The 19,632-nt window shown below is 38.9% G+C and carries 13 protein-coding genes and 3 pseudogenes; 4 read left to right on the plus strand and 12 right to left on the minus strand.

What is annotated here, in order from left to right:
- Complete coding sequence (locus GLP24_RS13390; protein ID WP_232614405.1) at positions 1-1,320, minus strand: anaerobic sulfatase maturase; 1,320 nt, start codon at positions 1,318-1,320, stop codon at positions 1-3.
- A gap of 342 nt (positions 1,321-1,662) precedes the next feature.
- Here GLP24_RS13390 and GLP24_RS13395 point away from each other — a divergent pair.
- Both GLP24_RS13395 and GLP24_RS13400 read left to right on the plus strand, forming a co-directional pair.
- A pseudogene (locus GLP24_RS13395) lies at positions 1,663-1,776 on the plus strand (sulfatase); the annotation flags it as partial.
- Between the two features lie 34 nt (positions 1,777-1,810).
- A complete protein-coding gene (locus GLP24_RS13400; RefSeq protein WP_232616154.1) occupies positions 1,811-3,505 on the plus strand; it encodes an alkaline phosphatase family protein in 1,695 nt (564 codons plus the stop codon).
- A gap of 222 nt (positions 3,506-3,727) precedes the next feature.
- Here the strand turns inward: GLP24_RS13400 and GLP24_RS13405 are convergent, their stop codons facing one another.
- The 11 genes and pseudogenes from GLP24_RS13405 to dbpA all read right to left on the minus strand — a co-directional run bounded on the left by GLP24_RS13405 (position 3,728) and on the right by dbpA (position 18,105).
- The gene (locus GLP24_RS13405) at positions 3,728-5,062 is read right to left on the minus strand and encodes a hypothetical protein (RefSeq protein ID WP_232616155.1); all 1,335 of its coding nucleotides are present in this window, start codon (positions 5,060-5,062) and stop codon (positions 3,728-3,730) included.
- Positions 5,062-6,765, minus strand: a complete 1,704-nt coding sequence (locus GLP24_RS13410; RefSeq protein ID WP_232616156.1) for a vWA domain-containing protein — start codon at positions 6,763-6,765, stop codon at positions 5,062-5,064. The genes GLP24_RS13405 and GLP24_RS13410 overlap by 1 nt, the downstream gene beginning before the upstream one ends.
- Positions 6,758-7,864, minus strand: a complete 1,107-nt coding sequence (locus GLP24_RS13415; protein ID WP_232616157.1) for a VWA domain-containing protein — start codon at positions 7,862-7,864, stop codon at positions 6,758-6,760. The genes GLP24_RS13410 and GLP24_RS13415 overlap by 8 nt, the downstream gene beginning before the upstream one ends.
- Positions 7,854-8,390 carry a DUF4381 domain-containing protein gene (locus GLP24_RS13420; RefSeq protein WP_107237558.1) on the minus strand — a complete coding sequence of 179 codons (537 nt, stop codon included), beginning with the start codon at positions 8,388-8,390 and terminating at the stop codon, positions 7,854-7,856. Before GLP24_RS13420 ends, GLP24_RS13415 begins: the two co-directional genes overlap by 11 nt.
- Positions 8,390-9,325 carry a DUF58 domain-containing protein gene (locus GLP24_RS13425; RefSeq protein WP_232614411.1) on the minus strand — a complete coding sequence of 312 codons (936 nt, stop codon included), beginning with the start codon at positions 9,323-9,325 and terminating at the stop codon, positions 8,390-8,392. Before GLP24_RS13425 ends, GLP24_RS13420 begins: the two co-directional genes overlap by 1 nt.
- Positions 9,326-9,333: 8 nt before the next feature.
- Positions 9,334-9,681: pseudogene (locus GLP24_RS19970) on the minus strand (AAA family ATPase); the annotation flags it as partial.
- 89 nt (positions 9,682-9,770) lie between these two features.
- Positions 9,771-10,350, minus strand: a pseudogene (locus tag GLP24_RS19975) (AAA family ATPase); the annotation flags it as partial.
- 84 nt (positions 10,351-10,434) lie between these two features.
- The gene (locus GLP24_RS13435; RefSeq protein ID WP_232616175.1) at positions 10,435-12,627 is read right to left on the minus strand and encodes a tetratricopeptide repeat protein; all 2,193 of its coding nucleotides are present in this window, start codon (positions 12,625-12,627) and stop codon (positions 10,435-10,437) included.
- A 231-nt stretch (positions 12,628-12,858) separates the two neighbouring features.
- On the minus strand, positions 12,859-14,406 hold the full coding sequence (locus GLP24_RS13440) for an arylsulfatase (protein ID WP_232598056.1): 1,548 nt from the start codon (positions 14,404-14,406) through the stop codon (positions 12,859-12,861).
- Positions 14,407-14,786: 380 nt separating this feature from the next.
- Complete coding sequence (locus tag GLP24_RS13445) at positions 14,787-16,577, minus strand: cation:proton antiporter (RefSeq protein WP_232616159.1); 1,791 nt, start codon at positions 16,575-16,577, stop codon at positions 14,787-14,789.
- A gap of 142 nt (positions 16,578-16,719) precedes the next feature.
- A complete protein-coding gene (dbpA, locus tag GLP24_RS13450) occupies positions 16,720-18,105 on the minus strand; it encodes an ATP-dependent RNA helicase DbpA (RefSeq protein ID WP_101769772.1) in 1,386 nt (461 codons plus the stop codon).
- 285 nt (positions 18,106-18,390) lie between these two features.
- On the opposite strand from dbpA, the gene GLP24_RS13455 reads away from it, so the two are divergent.
- Both GLP24_RS13455 and GLP24_RS13460 read left to right on the plus strand, forming a co-directional pair.
- Entirely contained in the window at positions 18,391-18,945 is a 555-nt protein-coding gene (locus GLP24_RS13455) for a type II secretion system protein (protein WP_232578656.1), read from the plus strand.
- A 305-nt stretch (positions 18,946-19,250) separates the two neighbouring features.
- Positions 19,251-19,568 carry a fumarate hydratase gene (locus tag GLP24_RS13460; protein ID WP_232578655.1) on the plus strand — a complete coding sequence of 106 codons (318 nt, stop codon included), beginning with the start codon at positions 19,251-19,253 and terminating at the stop codon, positions 19,566-19,568.
- The last annotated feature ends 64 nt before the right edge of the window (positions 19,569-19,632 follow it).

Raw genomic sequence — 19,632 nt, forward strand, 5'->3', positions numbered from 1 at the left:
TTAAAATTTAGTATGATAAACCGCCGCCCGTTGTGCTTCTAATCGCTTTGCATCACTGTATTTACCTTGCTGCACCGAATGCCCTAACATATTCAATATATAAGCAATCGATTTATCCGCGTGAGCAAAGAATTTTTGCCAACCCGCACACAAATAATTTAACCCAGGCTCACCGTCTTTAGTCTTTATGAATCGATTTTTAGGACACTCACCATGGCAGGCAAACTTATACTCACACTGTTGGCATTGCGTTGTCAGGGTTTTCGCTTTTGCAAACCCAAATTGTTGTTGCTTACGGCTATAAGCCAATTCATCTAATTTCTGATGGTGAATATTGCCAATTTTATATTCAGGATAAACGTAGTGATCACAAGAGAATACATCACCATTATGTTCCATCGCCAAACCTTTGCCACAAATTTCACCTAGTGTACATAATGGGTTTTTACGCCCCATCCATGTTTCAACACTGGCTTCAAAATATTGAACAAACACTTTACCTACATCGTTCTGAGCCCACTCATCAAACACAGCAATTAAGAAATCTCCCCATGCTTGATCAGACACGCACCATGGTTCCATAATCGATTGTTTGTTGCCGGGTATTAAACGTTTATCACCTTGGCGTAATTGAGCACTGGTTTGTTCGGTTTGAGGGGCGACAGTTCGAAAACTTTTTTGTTCTACAATCGGAATAAACTGCATTTGAGGTGATTTAACCACATCACGTAAGAAACGGTACACGTCAAGAGGATTACGGCTAGTGAGGTTATTAACACACGTTAATGTGGCAAATTTCACACCGTATTGATGTAATAAATCTACCGCTTTCATCACTTGCTTAAACGTTCCTCGACCCGCTTTATTGGTACGATACGCATTATGTAATAACTCAGGACCATCAATACTCAATCCAACCAAGAAATTATTTTCCACCAGAAACTCACACCATTGTGGGGTTAATAATGTGCCATTGGTTTGAAGGTCATTGGAGATAATAACGCCTTCAGGTTGATATTTTTGCTGCAATACCACAATCTTTTTAAAATAATCTAAACCTAGCAATGTCGGCTCACCACCTTGCCATGAAAAAATAATTTCAGGGGTATTTTGGCCTTCAATATATTGTTGAATATAGGTTTCTAGAGTCGCGTCATCCATTTGTGGAGAGCACCCTTTTTTATAGTCAAGTAAGTCTTCTTTGCTCAAATAATAACAATACGTACAATCGATATTACACACAGCCCCAATAGGTTTTGCCATAACATGTAATCGCTTTGAGGCTTTACCTTGGTACTGAGGCCCTTGAGTAATAATCATTTAAATTCCTATTTTATAACAAAATTAATAGTACAAAGTTATCTAACAAATAGACGAATCCATCTATTAAATCAAACCACGATATAAGTTCTAACTTCATAATAAACAAAAAGAACAGATAAATTAGTTATCTGTATCATTCCAATTTAGAAAGTTCTTTAACTGTATAATAAACGGACAATCATTACTGTTGAGAACATCATGTTTATCGCTTATTTTTTTACAAAAACAAAAATATTATTAACATTAACATTACTAAGTGCATTTTTAATAGGTTGTACCAAAACGCCACCACACCCTATTGCTCAGCAAATAAATCAAGATATGGTTCGTATTGATAGCGGTAACTTTTCTTATAACGCCAATGAATCTGAAAACTATCGCAGAAATTTTGCAAGCCAATCTATCATCATGTCAGATATAGGACTACGTTTAGTAAAAGACGTAAAAAAATAACACGCTCCCCGCGTATATTGGCAAGGAATCCATAATGAAAAATAAAATATTGTGTTATATAACGCTCACAAGTGCGTTACTTATTCCAATAACCTCTCTCGCAGCCCCGCCAAAACCTAAATTGATAGTACAAATTACGGTTGATGCACTAAGAGGTGATTTACTTGAACGCTATAAAGCCAATTTTGGTAACGATGGTTTTCGTTATTTAATGGATAATGGCACTTATTATACTAATGCATATTATCAACACGGCAATACTGAAACCATTGTTGGCCACGTATCTCTCGCTACGGGTGCTCCCCCGAGTGTTCATGGCATGGTGGGTAATGTTTGGTACGACCGTAATAAAGAACGCTTGGTTTATAATGTCGAAGACGGCAATTACCAAATGTTAAACGCCGGTGCTGGCGTCAATAAAGCAACAGAAATAGATCCTACCCAAAAAATAGCCACCAAAGATGGACGCTCACCAGATCCAATTCTGGCGACAACGTTTAGTGATGAATTAGCAATTTCAAATAATGGCGTATCGAAAATATTTTCAGTATCAGTAAAAGATAGAGGCGCTATTTCATTGGGAGGCCACCTAGGCAAAGCCTTTTGGTTCTCAAAAGCACAATCAGAATTTGTTACCAGCAATTATTATTACGATAAATACCCACAATGGGTAACAGATTGGAATCAACAAAAACTGGCTGAGCAATATTCAAATACACGTTGGGAGCTCTCTCTTCCCCCAGAGAAATACACGGTTAAAGAGAGCAATCCAGACTATAAAGTTGACCTCGATGGGTTTAAACGCACTTTCCCTCACCCATATAGCTCAGTCGACAATAAATATTACAGCACCACGCTAACAGTAAGCCCTGCGGGTGATGAACTCACCGAGAACTTTGCGAGCACATTATTAAGACAAGAAAACTTAGGCAAAGGGACGTTTCCTGATTATTTATCGGTAAGCTTTTCATCTAACGATTATGTCATTCACATGTATGGCCCGACGAGCTTAGAAACAGAAGATAACTTAATTCGATTGGATAAAACCATTGCCAAGCTTTTAAAGAATATTGATCAACAGGTTGGATTAGAAAATACCCTGATTGTTTTATCTGCCGATCACGGTGCATCAGAAGCACCGGCGGTTGTTAATGCATTAGGGGGCCACCAACCAGCCACCTTTGATCAAAAACAATTAATCTCCCCTCAATTACTGACACGTTTAAAAACTGAATTTAGTTTAGGAGAGGATGCCATTCGTTTGTATGCTCAGCCTTATATTTACCTAAACCATAACGTCATAAAAAAGAAAGGCGTCCCGCTTGAAAAAGTTCAGATGGTGGTTGCAGAAGAACTGTTAAAAATAAACGGAATTGCATACGCCGTTACCAGTACTGATATAGAGAAAAACCAAGTACCGAATACGCATACTATGCAGTTGGTTAAAAATAACTATCACCCAGCACGTTCAGGTGATGTCTATATCGTCTACCAACCACGAAACTTTATCAATGACATGGATGGCTTAACTATCGCCTCTACTCATGGTTCACCGTGGCGTTATGACACCTATGTACCGGTGATCTTCGCGGGATACAATATTGATGATAAACAGATTAGCCGTGAGATCACGCCCTATGATATTGCCCCGACACTATCAAGTATCTTAGGCATTACACAACCCAGCGGCGCAACAGGGCAGATATTAACGGAAGTGATCAAAAACTAACTTCTGAATTTATATCAACCTCGTAAATAACAATAAAACGCTTTAAATAACAAAGCAGCATTATTCACTTAATGCTGCTTTTTTTATTTACTGTCTTAACCATTAATGGCCACTCTTATAACAATATTTCTTGCCTCAAGCTCATCAATACGAGGATGATTCTCACAACAAGTAATCCGCAAAATGAAACAACAACCTCATCCCATTTTTGTGTTAATACGCTTAATTTTTCTTGTATTTTGTTCGTTGTTTGGTCAATTGCGGAAAAATAGGCTTGGGCTTACACTTTGCACAAATAGCATTCAAACCTCGCCCTGATTGAGTAATCTGTTGCCATAAAGACAGTGATAATTTTTTTGTAATACTGTGCGATTGAAACTGAGTCACATCTTGTTGCCAATCAGTCGTCACACAATATTGTTTTAATTGTAACTGATCACTGTGCTTTCTTAATACGCGGTAAAGTAACACTCTCACTTGGCTCCATTGCTGTTGTTTTACGGCATTAGCATAAATAAACCAAGCAGGTAACGGGTGTGTTTTATAATAGGTTATAGTTTTAAACCCAATCAACGTTATCACCACAATCGCAATAATTAAGGCGATTAATCTATGCCAATATTGGTGTAGCCACGAGCTTAATGTATGCGCAATATAAAAAGATTGTCCCTCAAGGGTAATAGTTTCTAATGTTTGGTTCTCAGTATTCCACCAGGTTAAATGAATAGCAGGAAAACTCACATTGCCGCCATTTTGAAGAACATAAACAACCGATTCTTTTCGCTCAGATAAATAATCACCACGGGTTTGTGAATCACTTAATTGATTAGGTTGAGGGTAGATTTGATAATCCGCAGTCGCTATTGGTTGAATCAGTTTTGGAATCAACATTGCTAAAGTATTCGACCCTTTTACAGTTAAAGTTCGCGTGATCGCATCCCCTGCTTTTAATTCAGGGTTAGATTGACTCCATTGCTGTTCAACCGAGAAATCTTGCCCAGAAATCCATGCCGATTGCTCACTTAATAAACCTGATGGAATAATAGCGGAGAACGCCTGTGGTTCAGTATATAAAACCCCTGTGGCATTGGTTGAATTAGGACGTGATACTTGTACCGTTACAGCCGTTGAGGGCACCACAAAATGTCCCTCAGCTTGAGGATATAATGTTATTTCCCAACGTTGATGGGTCCAGGTAATACCCTCTTTTTTTTCGGTAAAATTCATCGCTAATGGATTGCGCTGTTTAGCCACTACATTGGGTATTTCAATCGGTGCGATTCGCGTTCCGCCAGTAAACCACCGTGGTGTAATCACTTCGATATAGAGAATAATTTGTTGATTAACGGCATAGGTTGACGTCTTGCTGTCTTTTGTTTTGTGAATATTCTCTGTATCACTTAACCATGTTTTTATTGTCACTTGATCTGATTTATCAACCATATTGACTGTGCTTGCTTGTGCATTAACACTTATTGACAGCAATGTGAGCGCAAGCATAACCAAAACATAGATAGCGTAGCGTTGAAAATAATGGTGAGCATTATAGGGAGGCATTATTTAATCTCCTCGTTAGACACATCTTTTATATCCACTGATTGCGAACGAAGCTGCAATTGAAATTTAGCACGTAAAAAATACTTAGGATCAGCTTCTACACGACGCAACCATTTATCAGCTAGCTCTTGGCTGCCTAATATTTCGTTCGCATTAAGCGTCTCTTTTGCCATCATTGCAGCATCCACTTTTTCATCAGCGCCATCCCCTGTTTTAGGCTTATCATCACCTAATTCAAACGACTCTTCAGGACCATCAGTACTGCCTTTTTGGCTTTCACTAATACGATTTACTTCATCAACGATGCCTTGCATAAGGGCTAAATTGTTTTCGACCGGTGCTTTTAATTCCATTTCAAGTTCACCGCTATCAAGCAATAACTGATAAAGATCACGCGCAGCAACATATTCTCTTTGCCTTGCGAGGGCATTCGCAGCATTAAAAAGACTTTGGGGTGTTTTTACTTGTAAAAAAGTACTGTGAGATAATTTATATTCACCCGCATAATAATAAGCGATGCCTTTTTTAAGAGGATCTTGATAACGCTTTGCTGCGGTTAAATAATCAAACTGATTAAAATACCATTGCCCTTGTTGATCCGGCGTCAGCCAAATATTCATCCACCAATGTACTGTCTTATCCCACATCGTAACATCAGCTATCGGCTCATTTGTGGCCGCTTTTAGGCTTACTGTTTCCGCATAAGTGGTCGTTGAATAAAAACTTGGAAACACAATAGCCGCCACTAAACACCACTTGACTAACCACCCTTTTCTAAACCATAACAACATCAATAATGTTACGGGAAACAGCAAAAAATACCCCATGTCTTTCCATGGCATTGCAGATTCATTATTTAACTGCATATGGCGTTCAATATTACGGTTAAGTGCCTTGATATCACTATCATCAATGGTCACTTCCACTACGCTCCCTTGCGTGTTTTTTGCGAGGGACTTAAGTGATGCCAAATCAAGAGGTTCATTACTGACGCGATCGTTATTGCCCGCTGCCAGCACCAATAATTGATAAGGACTGGTTGAGAAATACGTTTCAAATGCTTTAATCGTTGCCGGGTTTACACCATCAGAGATCAATAAAACAGTCCCCGCACTTTCAGGGCCTAGTTGAGGCTCAATTAACGCTAACGTTGTTTCAGCGTTTTTCCCTTTTATCGGCATAATATCAGGCTGAATCGCCGCTAAAAAAGGTGCAAAAACAGCATCATCTTTGGTTAATGGCATCGCTAAATGCGCTGAACCTGCAAAAACAACTAACCCTGTTTTACCCCCCTGACGTAATACAATTAAATCTCGAATCTTTTGTTTCGCACGTTCTAAGCGATTAGGGGCAAGATCTTTTTGTAACATAGATTCACTGTTATCAAGCACAATCAATAAAGCGGCTTTATCTTCCCCAAAAGGTGAAGCTTCACGTTCCCATGTCGGGCCAGCACACACAATAATCGCCACCAGCATGGATACACTTAACAACTTCAGCGGTAATTGTTTTTTCCAACCACTATCACCAATGGTTAAAACTCGACGCAAATGTTGTGGTAGTTGTTGCTGCCATTCCTTGTTTGAATCTTGTTTCCAGCGTAAATAAATCACAATGGAAAAAGGAACCAAGAGCAATAACCACCACGGGCGAATAAAATGAAAATTATCGACAATTTGTTGCCACATCAGGGAATTAAACATGTTTTTCTCCTGAGTCTGGTGCGGCTTTATTTGACGATGATGTCAACTGTCGTCGCATCGTTGCAACCCCAAAGCCAAACAGATACATCACTACAATCAGCATAATCGGGTATTGATGAATCGACTTTTTAGGTCGATATGTGGTGCTTTCATATAACTGCGGCTCTAACTCACCAATTGCCGCATAAGCTTGTTCTAATTCATTCCGATTAATAGCTTGAAATGCTTGCCCTCCAGATACTTCCGCAACCCGATTGATCACATCCATATCTAATGCTTTCTCTCCAATCGTGGTGGGATCTCCCATGGCGATCATATGAATACGAACATTTTTAGCCGCAGCAACTTTAGCGGCATCAATCGGCTCAACATAGCTGCCAGTATCATTACCATCAGTTAATACAATCGCAACTTTCTCTCGAGGTTTCTCATTTTTTTCATTCTGCTGTTGAGGCTCGGTTGAAGTAGAAAGTTCAGCAGATGCACTTTGCTCAAACACTTTAATCGCGAGCCCGATTGCATCACCTAAATGGGTACTTTGGCCAGCCATTGTCACATCAGTTTGATTTAAGAGTGCTAACCATACTTTTTGATCCGCTGTAAACGGTGTTTGCACAAACGCAGCATCGCCAAATAAAATCAGCCCTAAGCGATCCCCTTGACGCGTTGTTGCGAAATCAGCTAATACTTCTTTCGCAGCATCTAAGCGTGATATTTTCTGAACACCACCATTATCAGATGCTGTTTTTGAGACAAAATCTCGCTCAGCCATGGAGCCTGATAAGTCCACGACCACCATCACATCTCGCCCTAAACTTTCTCGTGTTTGTGGTGGACCTAAAATAGTCGGCTTAGTTAAGGCGAAAATTAATAAACACCATGAAATAATTAGCAATGTTTTTTGCCAATAACGGGCACTTAACTGACTTGCCCCCGCAGACGGCGTTTCATCTAACGCTTGTACTAGCACATCAAAAAAAGGCACTTTTATCGCTGATTGACGGGTGCGATAAGCAGGAATAAACCAATAAATAATAATCGGTAATGGTAATAGCCATAACCAATATGGATTCACTAACTCCAATTGACTAAACAACATTTTGGCCTCCATTTATCTTTAAATGAAGTTCACCATGTTCGACTAACCATTGCTGGCATAACGTCATTAGTGCTGATAATTCTTGCTTGGATAATGGATACTGTTTTTGCACCAAAGATCGCATCCACTTCTGGCCAAGTGCATCATTAAAGACTGCATTTTGTGGTGAGCGATAATCATCTAAATCAGTAAGGAATTTTTCACCAAAGGCATTGGCTTTTTGAGGATTAAGATAAATTAATACCGCCTTCATCACTTCAAATACATCTAAAGGCAATGATAATGGCATACTGGTGCTATTTATTGAGGCTTGCATGACGGTCATCAGAGCCATTGCTTCTCGGCGGTAACGGTTATTCCACCACAACCTAATAGATTGAATAACATAATATAAAGCAACAACAATCAAAATAGCCGCAACGACTTTCCAGCCAATAGTTTGAGGAAACCAGCTCACATGATCAGGTATTGTCACCTCACTCATATTTCTTAACATGTAATTACTAGGTGGTGCATGAATGCTCATTATCGGCCTCCAATTGCACGTTTAAATTGTTCAAGATGATGACCCGACGTATCCGCTTCAATCAATGGCAGCCCTTTTGTCGCCATCAGTTGAATTAATTGCTCTTTCTTTAAATCTTGATGTTCACCTAAGCCTTTATTGGCTAAATCAAACCGCTTAGCATCACTTAAATTAAGTTGATACGCCCCATCACCCACCACCCAATGGCTGTATTGCGATGGAAACTGAGATTCAAAAGGATCAGAAATTAATACCCCTAATACATCATTATGTTTTTGTAGATGTTTCAGATGGGTAATTTCATCAACCGTGGCTCCATGCCAATCACTTAAAATAATGATGGTGGCTTCTTTGAGTTTCAAACGACCTAATAACGTAACAAATTGAGTAAATCCAACCTCATAGTTGTCATTACTGCTGACATCAAGCGATTGATTCACATCAGACAATAGCTGTAATCGATGCAGCAGGTCAGCTTGAGATCGCTTTGGCTTTAACCAATGAATTTGATCAGGAGTATTAATAATAAAACCAACACGATCGCTATCTTTAAGAATGCGCCATGCGGTCAATGCTGCCAATTCTGCGGCAACCACTGATTTCATGGTATCAATGGATGAAAAGAACATACTGCTGCGTTGATCGACACAAATAATAAAATTACGATCTTTCTCTTCGGTATATGAGCGAACATGGGGTTTTCCCGTTCGCAGCGTCACTTTCCAATCAAGATTACGAATGTCATCCCCTAATTGGTAATGTCGTAACTCTTCAAAATTTAATCCCCGTCCTCGAAAAATAGACGAATGGCGACCCGACAACGCTGTACCTGCTTTTAAATTGGGTAATAAGCTGAAAAATCCCGCTTGAGATTGTAATTTAATAAGTTGGCTATATTCACAATGAATACGGCTGTCTGTGCTTTTTTTACTCATAAAAAGCCCTACCCAATAACAACATAATCCAACAATTCATCTATCACTTGTTGTTGAGTCACACCATCAGCTAATGCGTCATAGCTCAACGTAATCCGATGTCCTAATACCGCGTGTGCCATTGCTCGAATATCATCAGGTTCAACATAATCTCTCGCTTGTAGCCATGCATAAGCACGGGCACATTTGTCTAATGCAATTGAAGCGCGAGGACTTGCTCCCACCTCTATCCAACGAGAAAGTGACGATGCTAAATAACGTTCAGGTTTACGCGTTGCCATCACTAACGCCACAATATAACGTTCACTAATTTCAGATATTTCCACCAGCGCAAGCTCAGCTCGTGCTTGCATCACAATGGAGGGATCTAATTGAATATTAGTATTAGTATTAGTATTAGCGTTATTTTTATCGGTATCAGGTTCAGCGGTTAGCTTAGGATCGGTTTCTTCACGGCGCACAAGGCGAATAATCTCAAGTTCAGCATCATCATCAGGATAATCAACACTGATCTTCATAATAAATCGATCCATTTGCGCTTCGGGTAGTGGATACGTTCCCTCTTGTTCTACGGGATTTTGCGTCGCTAGTACCATAAAAAGTTCTGGTAATACGTGCGTTTTATCTCCGACGGTTATTGTTCTTTCTGCCATCGCTTCCAATAACGCCGCTTGAACTTTTGCGGGTGCGCGGTTAATTTCATCGGCAAGCACAATGCTATTAAAAATAGGTCCCGCTTGAAAATGCAATTGCGGTTTACCATTTAATTCTTGATAGACTTCAGTTCCTGTTACATCGGAAGGCAGTAAATCAGGCGTAAATTGAATTCGTCCAAATGAGGTCTGTAAATTATCCGCCAATGACTTAACTGAGCGTGTTTTTGCCGTGCCGGGTAATCCTTCAAGTAAAACGTGTCCCTGCGTTAATAACCCAATAACAAGTGCACGAACCACATCGGATTGACCAATCACCGATGCCTCGACTTGAGAGATAAGCGTTGTAATAGCTTGTTGAGTTTGATTCATGTTTTCTCCTTATACCCACTTGCCTGATTATTGACTGCGTATTATCTTAATCAAATCCGCCATAACTATTGGTTATAGTCCTCATCAATAAAGCCGTTTCTTAAGTGCATCAATGACATTTTTAGGGGCGTATTGTTCCAACTGAGTAATACAGACTTTTGCTTGTGATGATTTCGCTTTTAACAACAGATCACACTGGGCAAATAAATGCTGCGGATTTGCACTCAAACTGAACGCTGTTGCTAATGCATTTGCGGCTTGATTGGTATTACTCTGTTCTAAAGAAAGACCATAAATATACCAATATTGCGCATTTTGAGGATCAACGGCTGTCGCTTGTTTAAAATAAGTGGATGCTTGTGCTTTGTCGTTTAGACGTAATAATGCCAGCCCTGTGCTATAACGTAATGCCCCAGATTTAGGTTGCGCGATGATCCCCTGCTGCATTAATTCAACCCCTTTCATTTCATTGCCTTGTGCTCGATATAAATCAGCAAGATTGACATAACTATTAACAAAGTAAGGCTCAACTTTTATTGCCTTTAAATATGCCTGTTCTGCTTGTTTAAATTCTCCCTGAGCACGATAGACATTGCCTAAGTTTGTCATTCCAAAGCCTCTGTCGGCATTAAATAATTGAATTTCAATGTACTCATCTAATGCTGGCGATAACTGTTCTCGCTGTAATGGGTTCCACTCTGGCCAATATGCCGCTAATGCTCCTGCCGCTTCCGTTCGCACACCAAGTACTTTATCGGTTAATAACGGCGATAATATCTGCCACCGATCGTAAGCTGAATATCCAGCAGAGCCTTGAATTGCGCCTAAACGTATTAATGGATCGTCATGTTTTATTGCTCGTCCTAAAGCCACAATCGTATTCTTACTTGGAAAAGCACCCAAGCGCTGTAATGCTGAACCACGAATGATCCCCGCTTGTTTTACATCTTGAGCCGTGTAAGACAGTGCATCACCTGCGCCTCGATAATTAATATCAGCGGCATAAAATGCGACCGCAAAATGTTGTTGATTTCGAAAAGGTGAATCAGGGAACCATTGACCGACATGTTTATCTGCCCAAGCATCATCTTGTTGATGACATTGAGTACAGACATTGGGGGTACCAATATTTTTACTTAAATCAGGACGAGGAATTTGCCAACTATGATCACGTCGAGCATCCACCCCCATATACGTCATTTCAGGCATATGGCAAGTGGTACATTGTGAGGCTTCTGTGTTTGCTTTATGAAAAGTATGTTTTTCCGGCGTATATTCTGATGCTATATGGCATTGACTACAGACGGCCTGTTCTGGAATCTCTAATTTGGTTGAATGCGGATTGTGACAGTTAGTACAGGTTACCCCTTTTTCAGCCATTTTTGACTGCATGAAAGAACCATAAACATAATCTTCATCATAAATCTGACCATCATTATGGTATAACTCAGACGTAATTAAGCTCGGTAAATAACTGTCTAGCAGTGAGCCTTTAACGTGTGCTTGGTCTTCATTTAATTGCACTCGACGACTATGACATTGCGCGCACACCGTTATTTGATCTGTAAATTGAATTTCTTTGGGCTGCAAGGTTGAATGCCCTTCTTTAAACACCCATTCTTTAACAGACTTACTTAAATCACGTCCAAAACCATAATGAGCCGTAGTGTTTTTTTGCTCACCTTTAGCCCATGAAATATGATCACTGGCAGGCCCATGACAAGCTTCACAACCAACGTTTATTTCAAACCATTGGGTGTTATAAGTATTCGTTTTAGCATCATAGTTTTTCTTAACATCGGTAGAATGACAATCTGCACACATGAAGTTCCAATTCTGACCAGTGTTAGTCCAATAAAACGCATCAGTTTTTTCCATTTCAGGATAAAGATGATACCAACGCTGTCCTCCTTGCTCTTGCGCTCTAGCATCCCAAGCAAACGGAATTAATTGAATACGTCCATCGTCAAATTCCACCATATATTGCTGTAGTGGTTCAAAGCCAAACGTATAACTAATTTTATAATCATGAAACTGGTTATCAGGCCCTTCAATATTGACCCAATATTGATCGCCTTTAGTAAAAAAACGATTCACTTTGCCTTTAAATTTGATCGTCGCATCATTGAAATCACCTAACACACTGTCTTTATCAGCGTGCTTCATCGCCATGTCGTGATCTGAGCCTTTCCATGCCTCGACCTGCTCTTTATGACAATCAATACACTGATCACTACCCACAAAATCCGCAGCAAAAGCCGTTGATGTCAACATCATTAGGCTTATCCATACTTGGCAAAAAATAGCGAAGACTGTTTTATCAATCATATACATCCTTGTATTGATATTAACTAAATCATTGTATTTAAAATAAAATATAGCGATATTTCAGATATAGCTTATATCGGATGAATTTTCCATTAGCATTAACGGTTATGTGAATAAAAGCGGTTTATCTTAGATAAGAAAAATGGGCCCCGAAGAGCCCAAATATTAATCAATATTTAATTACTTACTCTGCGGTTGTTTCAGTTTTTCCATTACCTGATCCAAACTAAAACTTGCCGCTTCTTGACGAGGTGGGAACGCTTTAAAGGTTTCTAGATATTTGCCTACATACGCTTGTGCCGGAACAAACATATACGCGTGATCTAATAACCAATCATAGTAAGTATTTGACGTTACATCAGCGACTTCATATGGGTCCATACGTAAATTAAACAGTTTAGGCACACGTAGGGTAACAAAAGGTTCGGCCCAAATTTGTAACGTACCTTTCATACGTTGCTCCATGAACACAGCTTTCCATTTGTTATAACGCAACGCAGCTAAATCACCATCATCGGTAAAGTAGAAGATCTCTTCACGACGACCTTTATCTTCTTTTCCTGTTAAATAAGGTAGGAAGTTATAGCCATCAAGATGATTTTTAAAACTCTTGTTACCGAGTTTAGTGCCTTCTTTTAGCTCCTCTTTAATCTTGTCGTTACCCGCGATGGCTGCAAATGTTGGTAGCCAGTCCATGTGGTGCATAATTTCATTGGATACAACACCAGGCTGAATCTTACCCGGCCAACGAACCATTGCAGGTACGCGGTATGCGCCTTCCCAGTTAGTATTTTTCTCACTACGGAACGGCGTTGTACCCGCATCCGGCCATGAGTTCATATGTGGGCCATTATCCGTTGAATAAAAGACAATGGTATTATCTTTAATACCTAGCTTATCTACCGCTTTTAATAGTTCACCAACGTGATTATCGTGCTCGACCATACCATCAGCATAGTTACTGATACCGGTTGAACCTTGAAGCTCAGGCTTCACGTGGGTTCTAAAGTGCATACGAGTCGCATTCCACCACACAAAGAAAGGTTTATCAGCTTTCACTGCACGTCCCATGAAATCAATCGCAGCCGCTGCCGTTTCATCATCAACCGTTTCCATACGCTTACGGGTTAGTGGGCCAGTATCTTCAATTTTACCATCGGCATAAGAATGGATAACACCACGAGGACCAAACTTTTTACGGAATTCTGGATCTTTAGGATAATCAATATTCTCAGGCTCTTCTTCTGCATTTAAGTGATAAAGATTACCGAAGAATTCGTCAAAACCATGATTTGTAGGTAGCATTTCATCTTTATCACCGAGGTGATTTTTACCAAATTGCCCCGTCATGTACCCTTGAGGTTTAAGTACTTCAGCAATGGTCGCATCTTCGGCTTGTAAACCAATATCAGCCCCTGGTAAACCTACTTTACTTAATCCTGTACGTAGTACCCCTTGTCCAGTAATAAAAGTTGAACGCCCCGCTGTACACGATTGTTCAGCGTAATAATCAGTAAACATCATTCCTTCTTTGGCGATGCTATCAATATTGGGGGTTTTATATCCCATTAAACCAAAGGTATAAGCACTAATATTAGATTGCCCAATATCATCGCCCCAAATGACTAAGATATTTGGCTTTTCTGCTGCAACAGTATATCCAGAAGCGCCCATCATCACGGCGGCTAGAATACTTAATCGACGGTGAGTTCCCTTTCTAACTGGCATATAAACTCCTGTATACATGAATAAAAAATATCTCTATATTTATAGTCTACAAAGTAAATACCAGCCACACTTAATTAACATAAACTTCACGTTTATTAATATAACAATGTCGCAATGAAAATATCTTTATTACTTATTTAAGATAAAATGCCCACACCAAAGTCTAGACAAAGATCTCACTTCCTCACTTTTCCGCGATCCATTCCTTATCACCAAGCTAATTAAAACCATATAGAATCAATATATTAGTTAATAAAATAACTTTTGGTTATAACGCCTATAAAGCCAATAAGGAGTTAAACCCTAAGTAGTTCATCGAAAAAAAAAGCACCATTACGGTGCTTTTTATTTTAATCAATTTACGTTAAAGATCGTAACAATTACACCGATTCTTTTACCAAAGCAATCATTGTCCATCCCGCCTTTGCTTCTAACGTCGAAACATCTGTAAATGGGAAAATATTTTGCTTTAAATCAATGACAAATAATGGAATAAGTGACGATCCTTTATATTGCTGAAAATAATCCTCAAGGGTGAAATTATCACTTAACTTAGTATGCTTAATTTCGGCACCTTGATTGATTAAACTGGCTAATTTTTTATAACTAATATCATCGCCGAAAAGTACAGTACCACTATGAGCTTGAGTTGCAGAGTGCTTCTCTAGGCCACTATTATGTCGACGACCATTTAAACGAAAGATATTACGTTGTCCAAAATCCGTTTCATAATGGCTTGTGGCAACCGCATTAAAGTGTTTATCTGGAGTAAGTGCCAACAAATGGCCTACCCCAATTAAATCCAAATATTCATCGGCATGGCTAGAAACCGCATTACCATAATACGTTTCTAAACCAGCCATTCGAGCGGCGCGAATATAATCCCAGTTAGAATCAGTCATCACTACTCGACAATCATATTTTTTAAGGGCTAATCCAATTTCTCGCGCAACATCATTAGCGCCAACAATTAAAAAGCCTTTGGGTGATGGCTCTGCAACCCCAAGTAAGCGAGCAATAGGCCGAGCAGTTAAGCTTTGTAGCACCACCGTACCGATAATCACCATAAAAGTCAGTGGTACTAAAAGTTGAGCACCAGCAACACCATCATCGATTAATTTAAGGGCAAATAACGCTGAAATTGCAGCAGCAACAATCCCCCTTGGTGCAACCCAAGCTAAAAATAGTTTTTCCTTAAAGGCTAATTCACTGAATATTGTTGATATAAAAATAGAAGCGGGTCGTGCGACTAATTGGATCACTACAAATAATGCAATTGCTCCCCAGCCTAATGCATGAAAATCAGCTAATTGGATCCGCGATGCTAAAATTAAAAATAATCCAGAAATTAATAAAATAGTCAGATTTTCTTTAAAGTGAAGAATATGACGAATATCAACATCTTTCGCATTCGCAAGCCACATACCCATGACTGTAACCGCTAATAAACCCGCTTCAGATTCAAGTACATTTGCACCAGCAAACACACCAAGCACAACCGCTAATACAGCAAATGGTTGTAAATATTCAGGTAATAAGTGATTTCGAAGCACATAAGCAATAAGCCAACCAGCTACAGCACCAATCACTAATCCAACTAATAGCATTAATCCAAAGACTTCTAAACTGTGTAGTTGGCTACTAGAAACAATAAATTCGTACACGATTACGACAAATATAGCCCCAATCGGGTCAATCAATATTCCTTCCCAACGTAAAATATTAGCAAGTTTAGCTTGTGGCCTTACGGTACGTAATAAAGGCACGATCACTGTTGGCCCCGTTACAACTGTCATCGAACCAAAAAGGAACGCCAATGACCAACTGAAATCTAATAAATAATGGGTGGCAACACTGGTAACAACCCACGTAATAATTGCACCAAGAGTGACAATACTTTTTACATTTTTTCGTACCGTTTTTATTTCAGCAAAATTCAGGGTTAAACTACCCTCAAACAAAATAACCGCTACCGCTAATGAAATCAGGGGAAACAGTAAATCACCAAAAAGTCTATTCGGATTAAAAATCCCAGCCACAGGGCCAATTAATAAACCCGCTATCAGTAATAGTAGAATTGCAGGTAATTTCATTCGCCATGCAAGCCATTGACATCCAAGCCCAAGCACACCAAGGCCTGCAATCGTCAATCCAATCATCTCTTGATGCATAAATAGATACTCTTTTTAAAATAAAATAAACCAGCAACCATTATTATTATCCTTTTTACAGTTACAAAAAAGCCGATGGAGGCTTTATTTAAAAAGCACAGCATCGGCATAATATAATTGTTATAAAGTAGCTGTATATCAGTTAGCGCAGTTGGCGCGAACGGAAATTACGGCCTTTAATACGGCCTTTTTCTAATTTTTGTAATGCCTCACGTGCAACGTCACGTTTAACTGCAACATAAGCACAGTGATCAAATACATTGATCTTACCTACAGCAGCACCAGCAATACCGTTATCACCGGTTAGCGCACCTAGGATATCACCAGGTCGTACTTTTTGCTTTTTACCACCATCGATCATTAAAGTGGTCATTTCAGGACGGAAAGTCGGTTGTTCTAATAAATCGCCAGCAGGTAACGCTTCGCCGTTAATTTCACGATCAAGGTAATCTTCAAGCAACTTAACTTTGTAATGCTCTTTATCACTGAATAAAGAACATGCAAGACCTTTACTGCCTGCACGGCCTGTACGACCAATACGGTGTACGTGTACTTCAGTGTCACGTGCTAAATGGTAGTTAATCACCATATCAAGATTATCGATATCCAAGCCACGCGCTGCAACGTCAGTCGCGACTAAGATTGATTTACTCTTGTTAGAGAACAATACTAAAGTACGGTCACGTTCACGTTGTTCTAAATCGCCATGTAATGCAATTGAACTAAAGCCGAAGTCTTCTAAATCATCAGACATCTCTTGTGCTTCACGTTTAGTGTTACAGAAGATCACACATGATTCAGGACGGTGTAAATTCAATAGTAAACGCACAGCATCTAAACGCGCTTCATTACCGCTTACTTTATAAAAGTGCTGTGAAATACTGCTATCATCATGACTAGATTCTACTTTCACTTGCACTGGGTTGTTCATAATGCGTTTTGCAATCGATGCAATTTGATCAGGGAAAGTCGCACTAAATAGCAATGTTTGACGATTGCTTGGTGCCGCATCAATGATCACATCAACTGAATCTTGGAAACCCATTTCTAGCATACGGTCAGCTTCATCAAGCACTAACGTATTAAGTTCATCAAGGCATAAGAAACCTTTGTGAACATGCTCTTCAATACGGCCAGGTGTACCAACAATAATGTGTGCGCCATGTTCTAATGAACCAATTTGAGGTCCAAATGGCATGCCACCACACAACGTCAGCACTTTAATGTTATGAATTCCACGCGCTAAACGACGAATCTCTTTAGCAACTTGGTCGGCAAGTTCACGTGTTGGACACAAGACTAATGTCTGAACACGGAAACGTTTTACATTAAGGTTGTTTAATAATCCTAAGCCAAACGCTGCTGTTTTACCTGATCCTGTTTTACCTTGAGCAATGACATCCTTGCCATCAATAATAAGTGGAAGACTCTGAGCTTGAATAGGTGTCATAGCTTCATAACCTAGTGAGTCTAAGTTGCTCAATAGATCAGAATGAAGATTTAAGGTAGAAAATGCCGTCTGACTCAAAATGATGTCCTGTAAACGTCAACATATATCAGTATTTTCAATAAGAAACATGACTGTATATGTACTAAAAATAAAATCAGTATGTCGAAATACATACATTGGGTGCCGACACTAACAGCTAACGCCTTTGCTGACAATGTATACAGCTATTTTGCCGTAAAAATATTCAACTAAAACGTATGACCAAATGATGGCACACAGCATTAAATACTGTCAGGAGATTGACTTACTGAGTCAGAATTATACAATTTAGACATATATTATATTTTTTATTCGATGGCCCATATGAAAAAAAATGGATTTACCTTAATAGAACTTGTCGTTGTAATTGTTATTTTAGGTATTCTCGCCGTTGTCGCTGCACCTAAATTTATGAATCTACAAGTTGATGCTAGAAATGCGGCATTAAAAGGTCTTAAAGGAGCTATTGCTTCGGGATTAGGTATCGGATATGCAAAAATGGCAATTGCAGGGTTAGAAAATTTACCATATGTCTCAAATACCGATACATACCCAGGACTAAAAATTGATAAACATAATTTGCCATTTGCTGGTTGTTCAATACAAAATCATACAAAAAGTTGTACGTTCATCAACGGTTATCCTGATGGAGATTCTACCTCTTTAGAACTATTAGTTGCTAATTTAACTAATGATAATGATTGGAAGATAATCCGACAATCAAATCCTCAGAGTCTTAGCCGTACAATCAAGATTACATTTAGTAAATATGTGACCCCAAAGACTACTTTTGATAATCTAAAAAATTGTTATGTTTTATATACACCACCAATATCTACAGAAGCAAGTTATACGCTAAATCTAATAAAATGTAGCTAATTAATATTGACTGAACATCTTAAAAAAACAACGTCTATTTATTATAAAAAACACTATGTAACCATTAATAAATAGGCGTGAGTTTTATTCTTAAACAATAAAATCCGCATATAAAACAACAAAATAAAAACCAAACTCATTTAATGAAAGTTAAGTTCACTGCGTGGATAATTGCACAAATTACATTGCTGTGCGATCATCACAAAATCAACTTAAAAATCCATTGCTTACTATCATTCATAGTCCACAATATTATAAATGAGTGAAGCAGCTATTGTCCCTTTTTACAGCAGGAATTAACCTTTATGAGTCAGCCAGAAAATGACCTCATCAAAGCAAGTGAAAATAAATTACAAAATGAATTTAATACCACTCAATTTCAGATTGCTCGAGCACTAAGTATTACATTCAATGTCATATTAATTCTTGCTCAAATAAAATTACTAAAAGACCACGATATTGATATAAAAACCTATGGCGTTTTCATTTTTTGTAACATTAGTATCTTAGTCAATATCCTTGCACCAAAGCTAACAAAATTAACGCTTAAACAAGTAGGAAAATACAGTGCGATACCTACAATAATCAGCGTGTTTTTATTTCTCAGCCAAACCCTCGCTTAATAAAAAGTAAATAGCCGATTAATCACCTTACAATATTAAGAGATTAATCAGCTATTTTACTCTT

This window comes from Photobacterium carnosum, assembly GCF_021236965.1.
Lineage (GTDB): Bacteria > Pseudomonadota > Gammaproteobacteria > Enterobacterales > Vibrionaceae > Photobacterium > Photobacterium carnosum.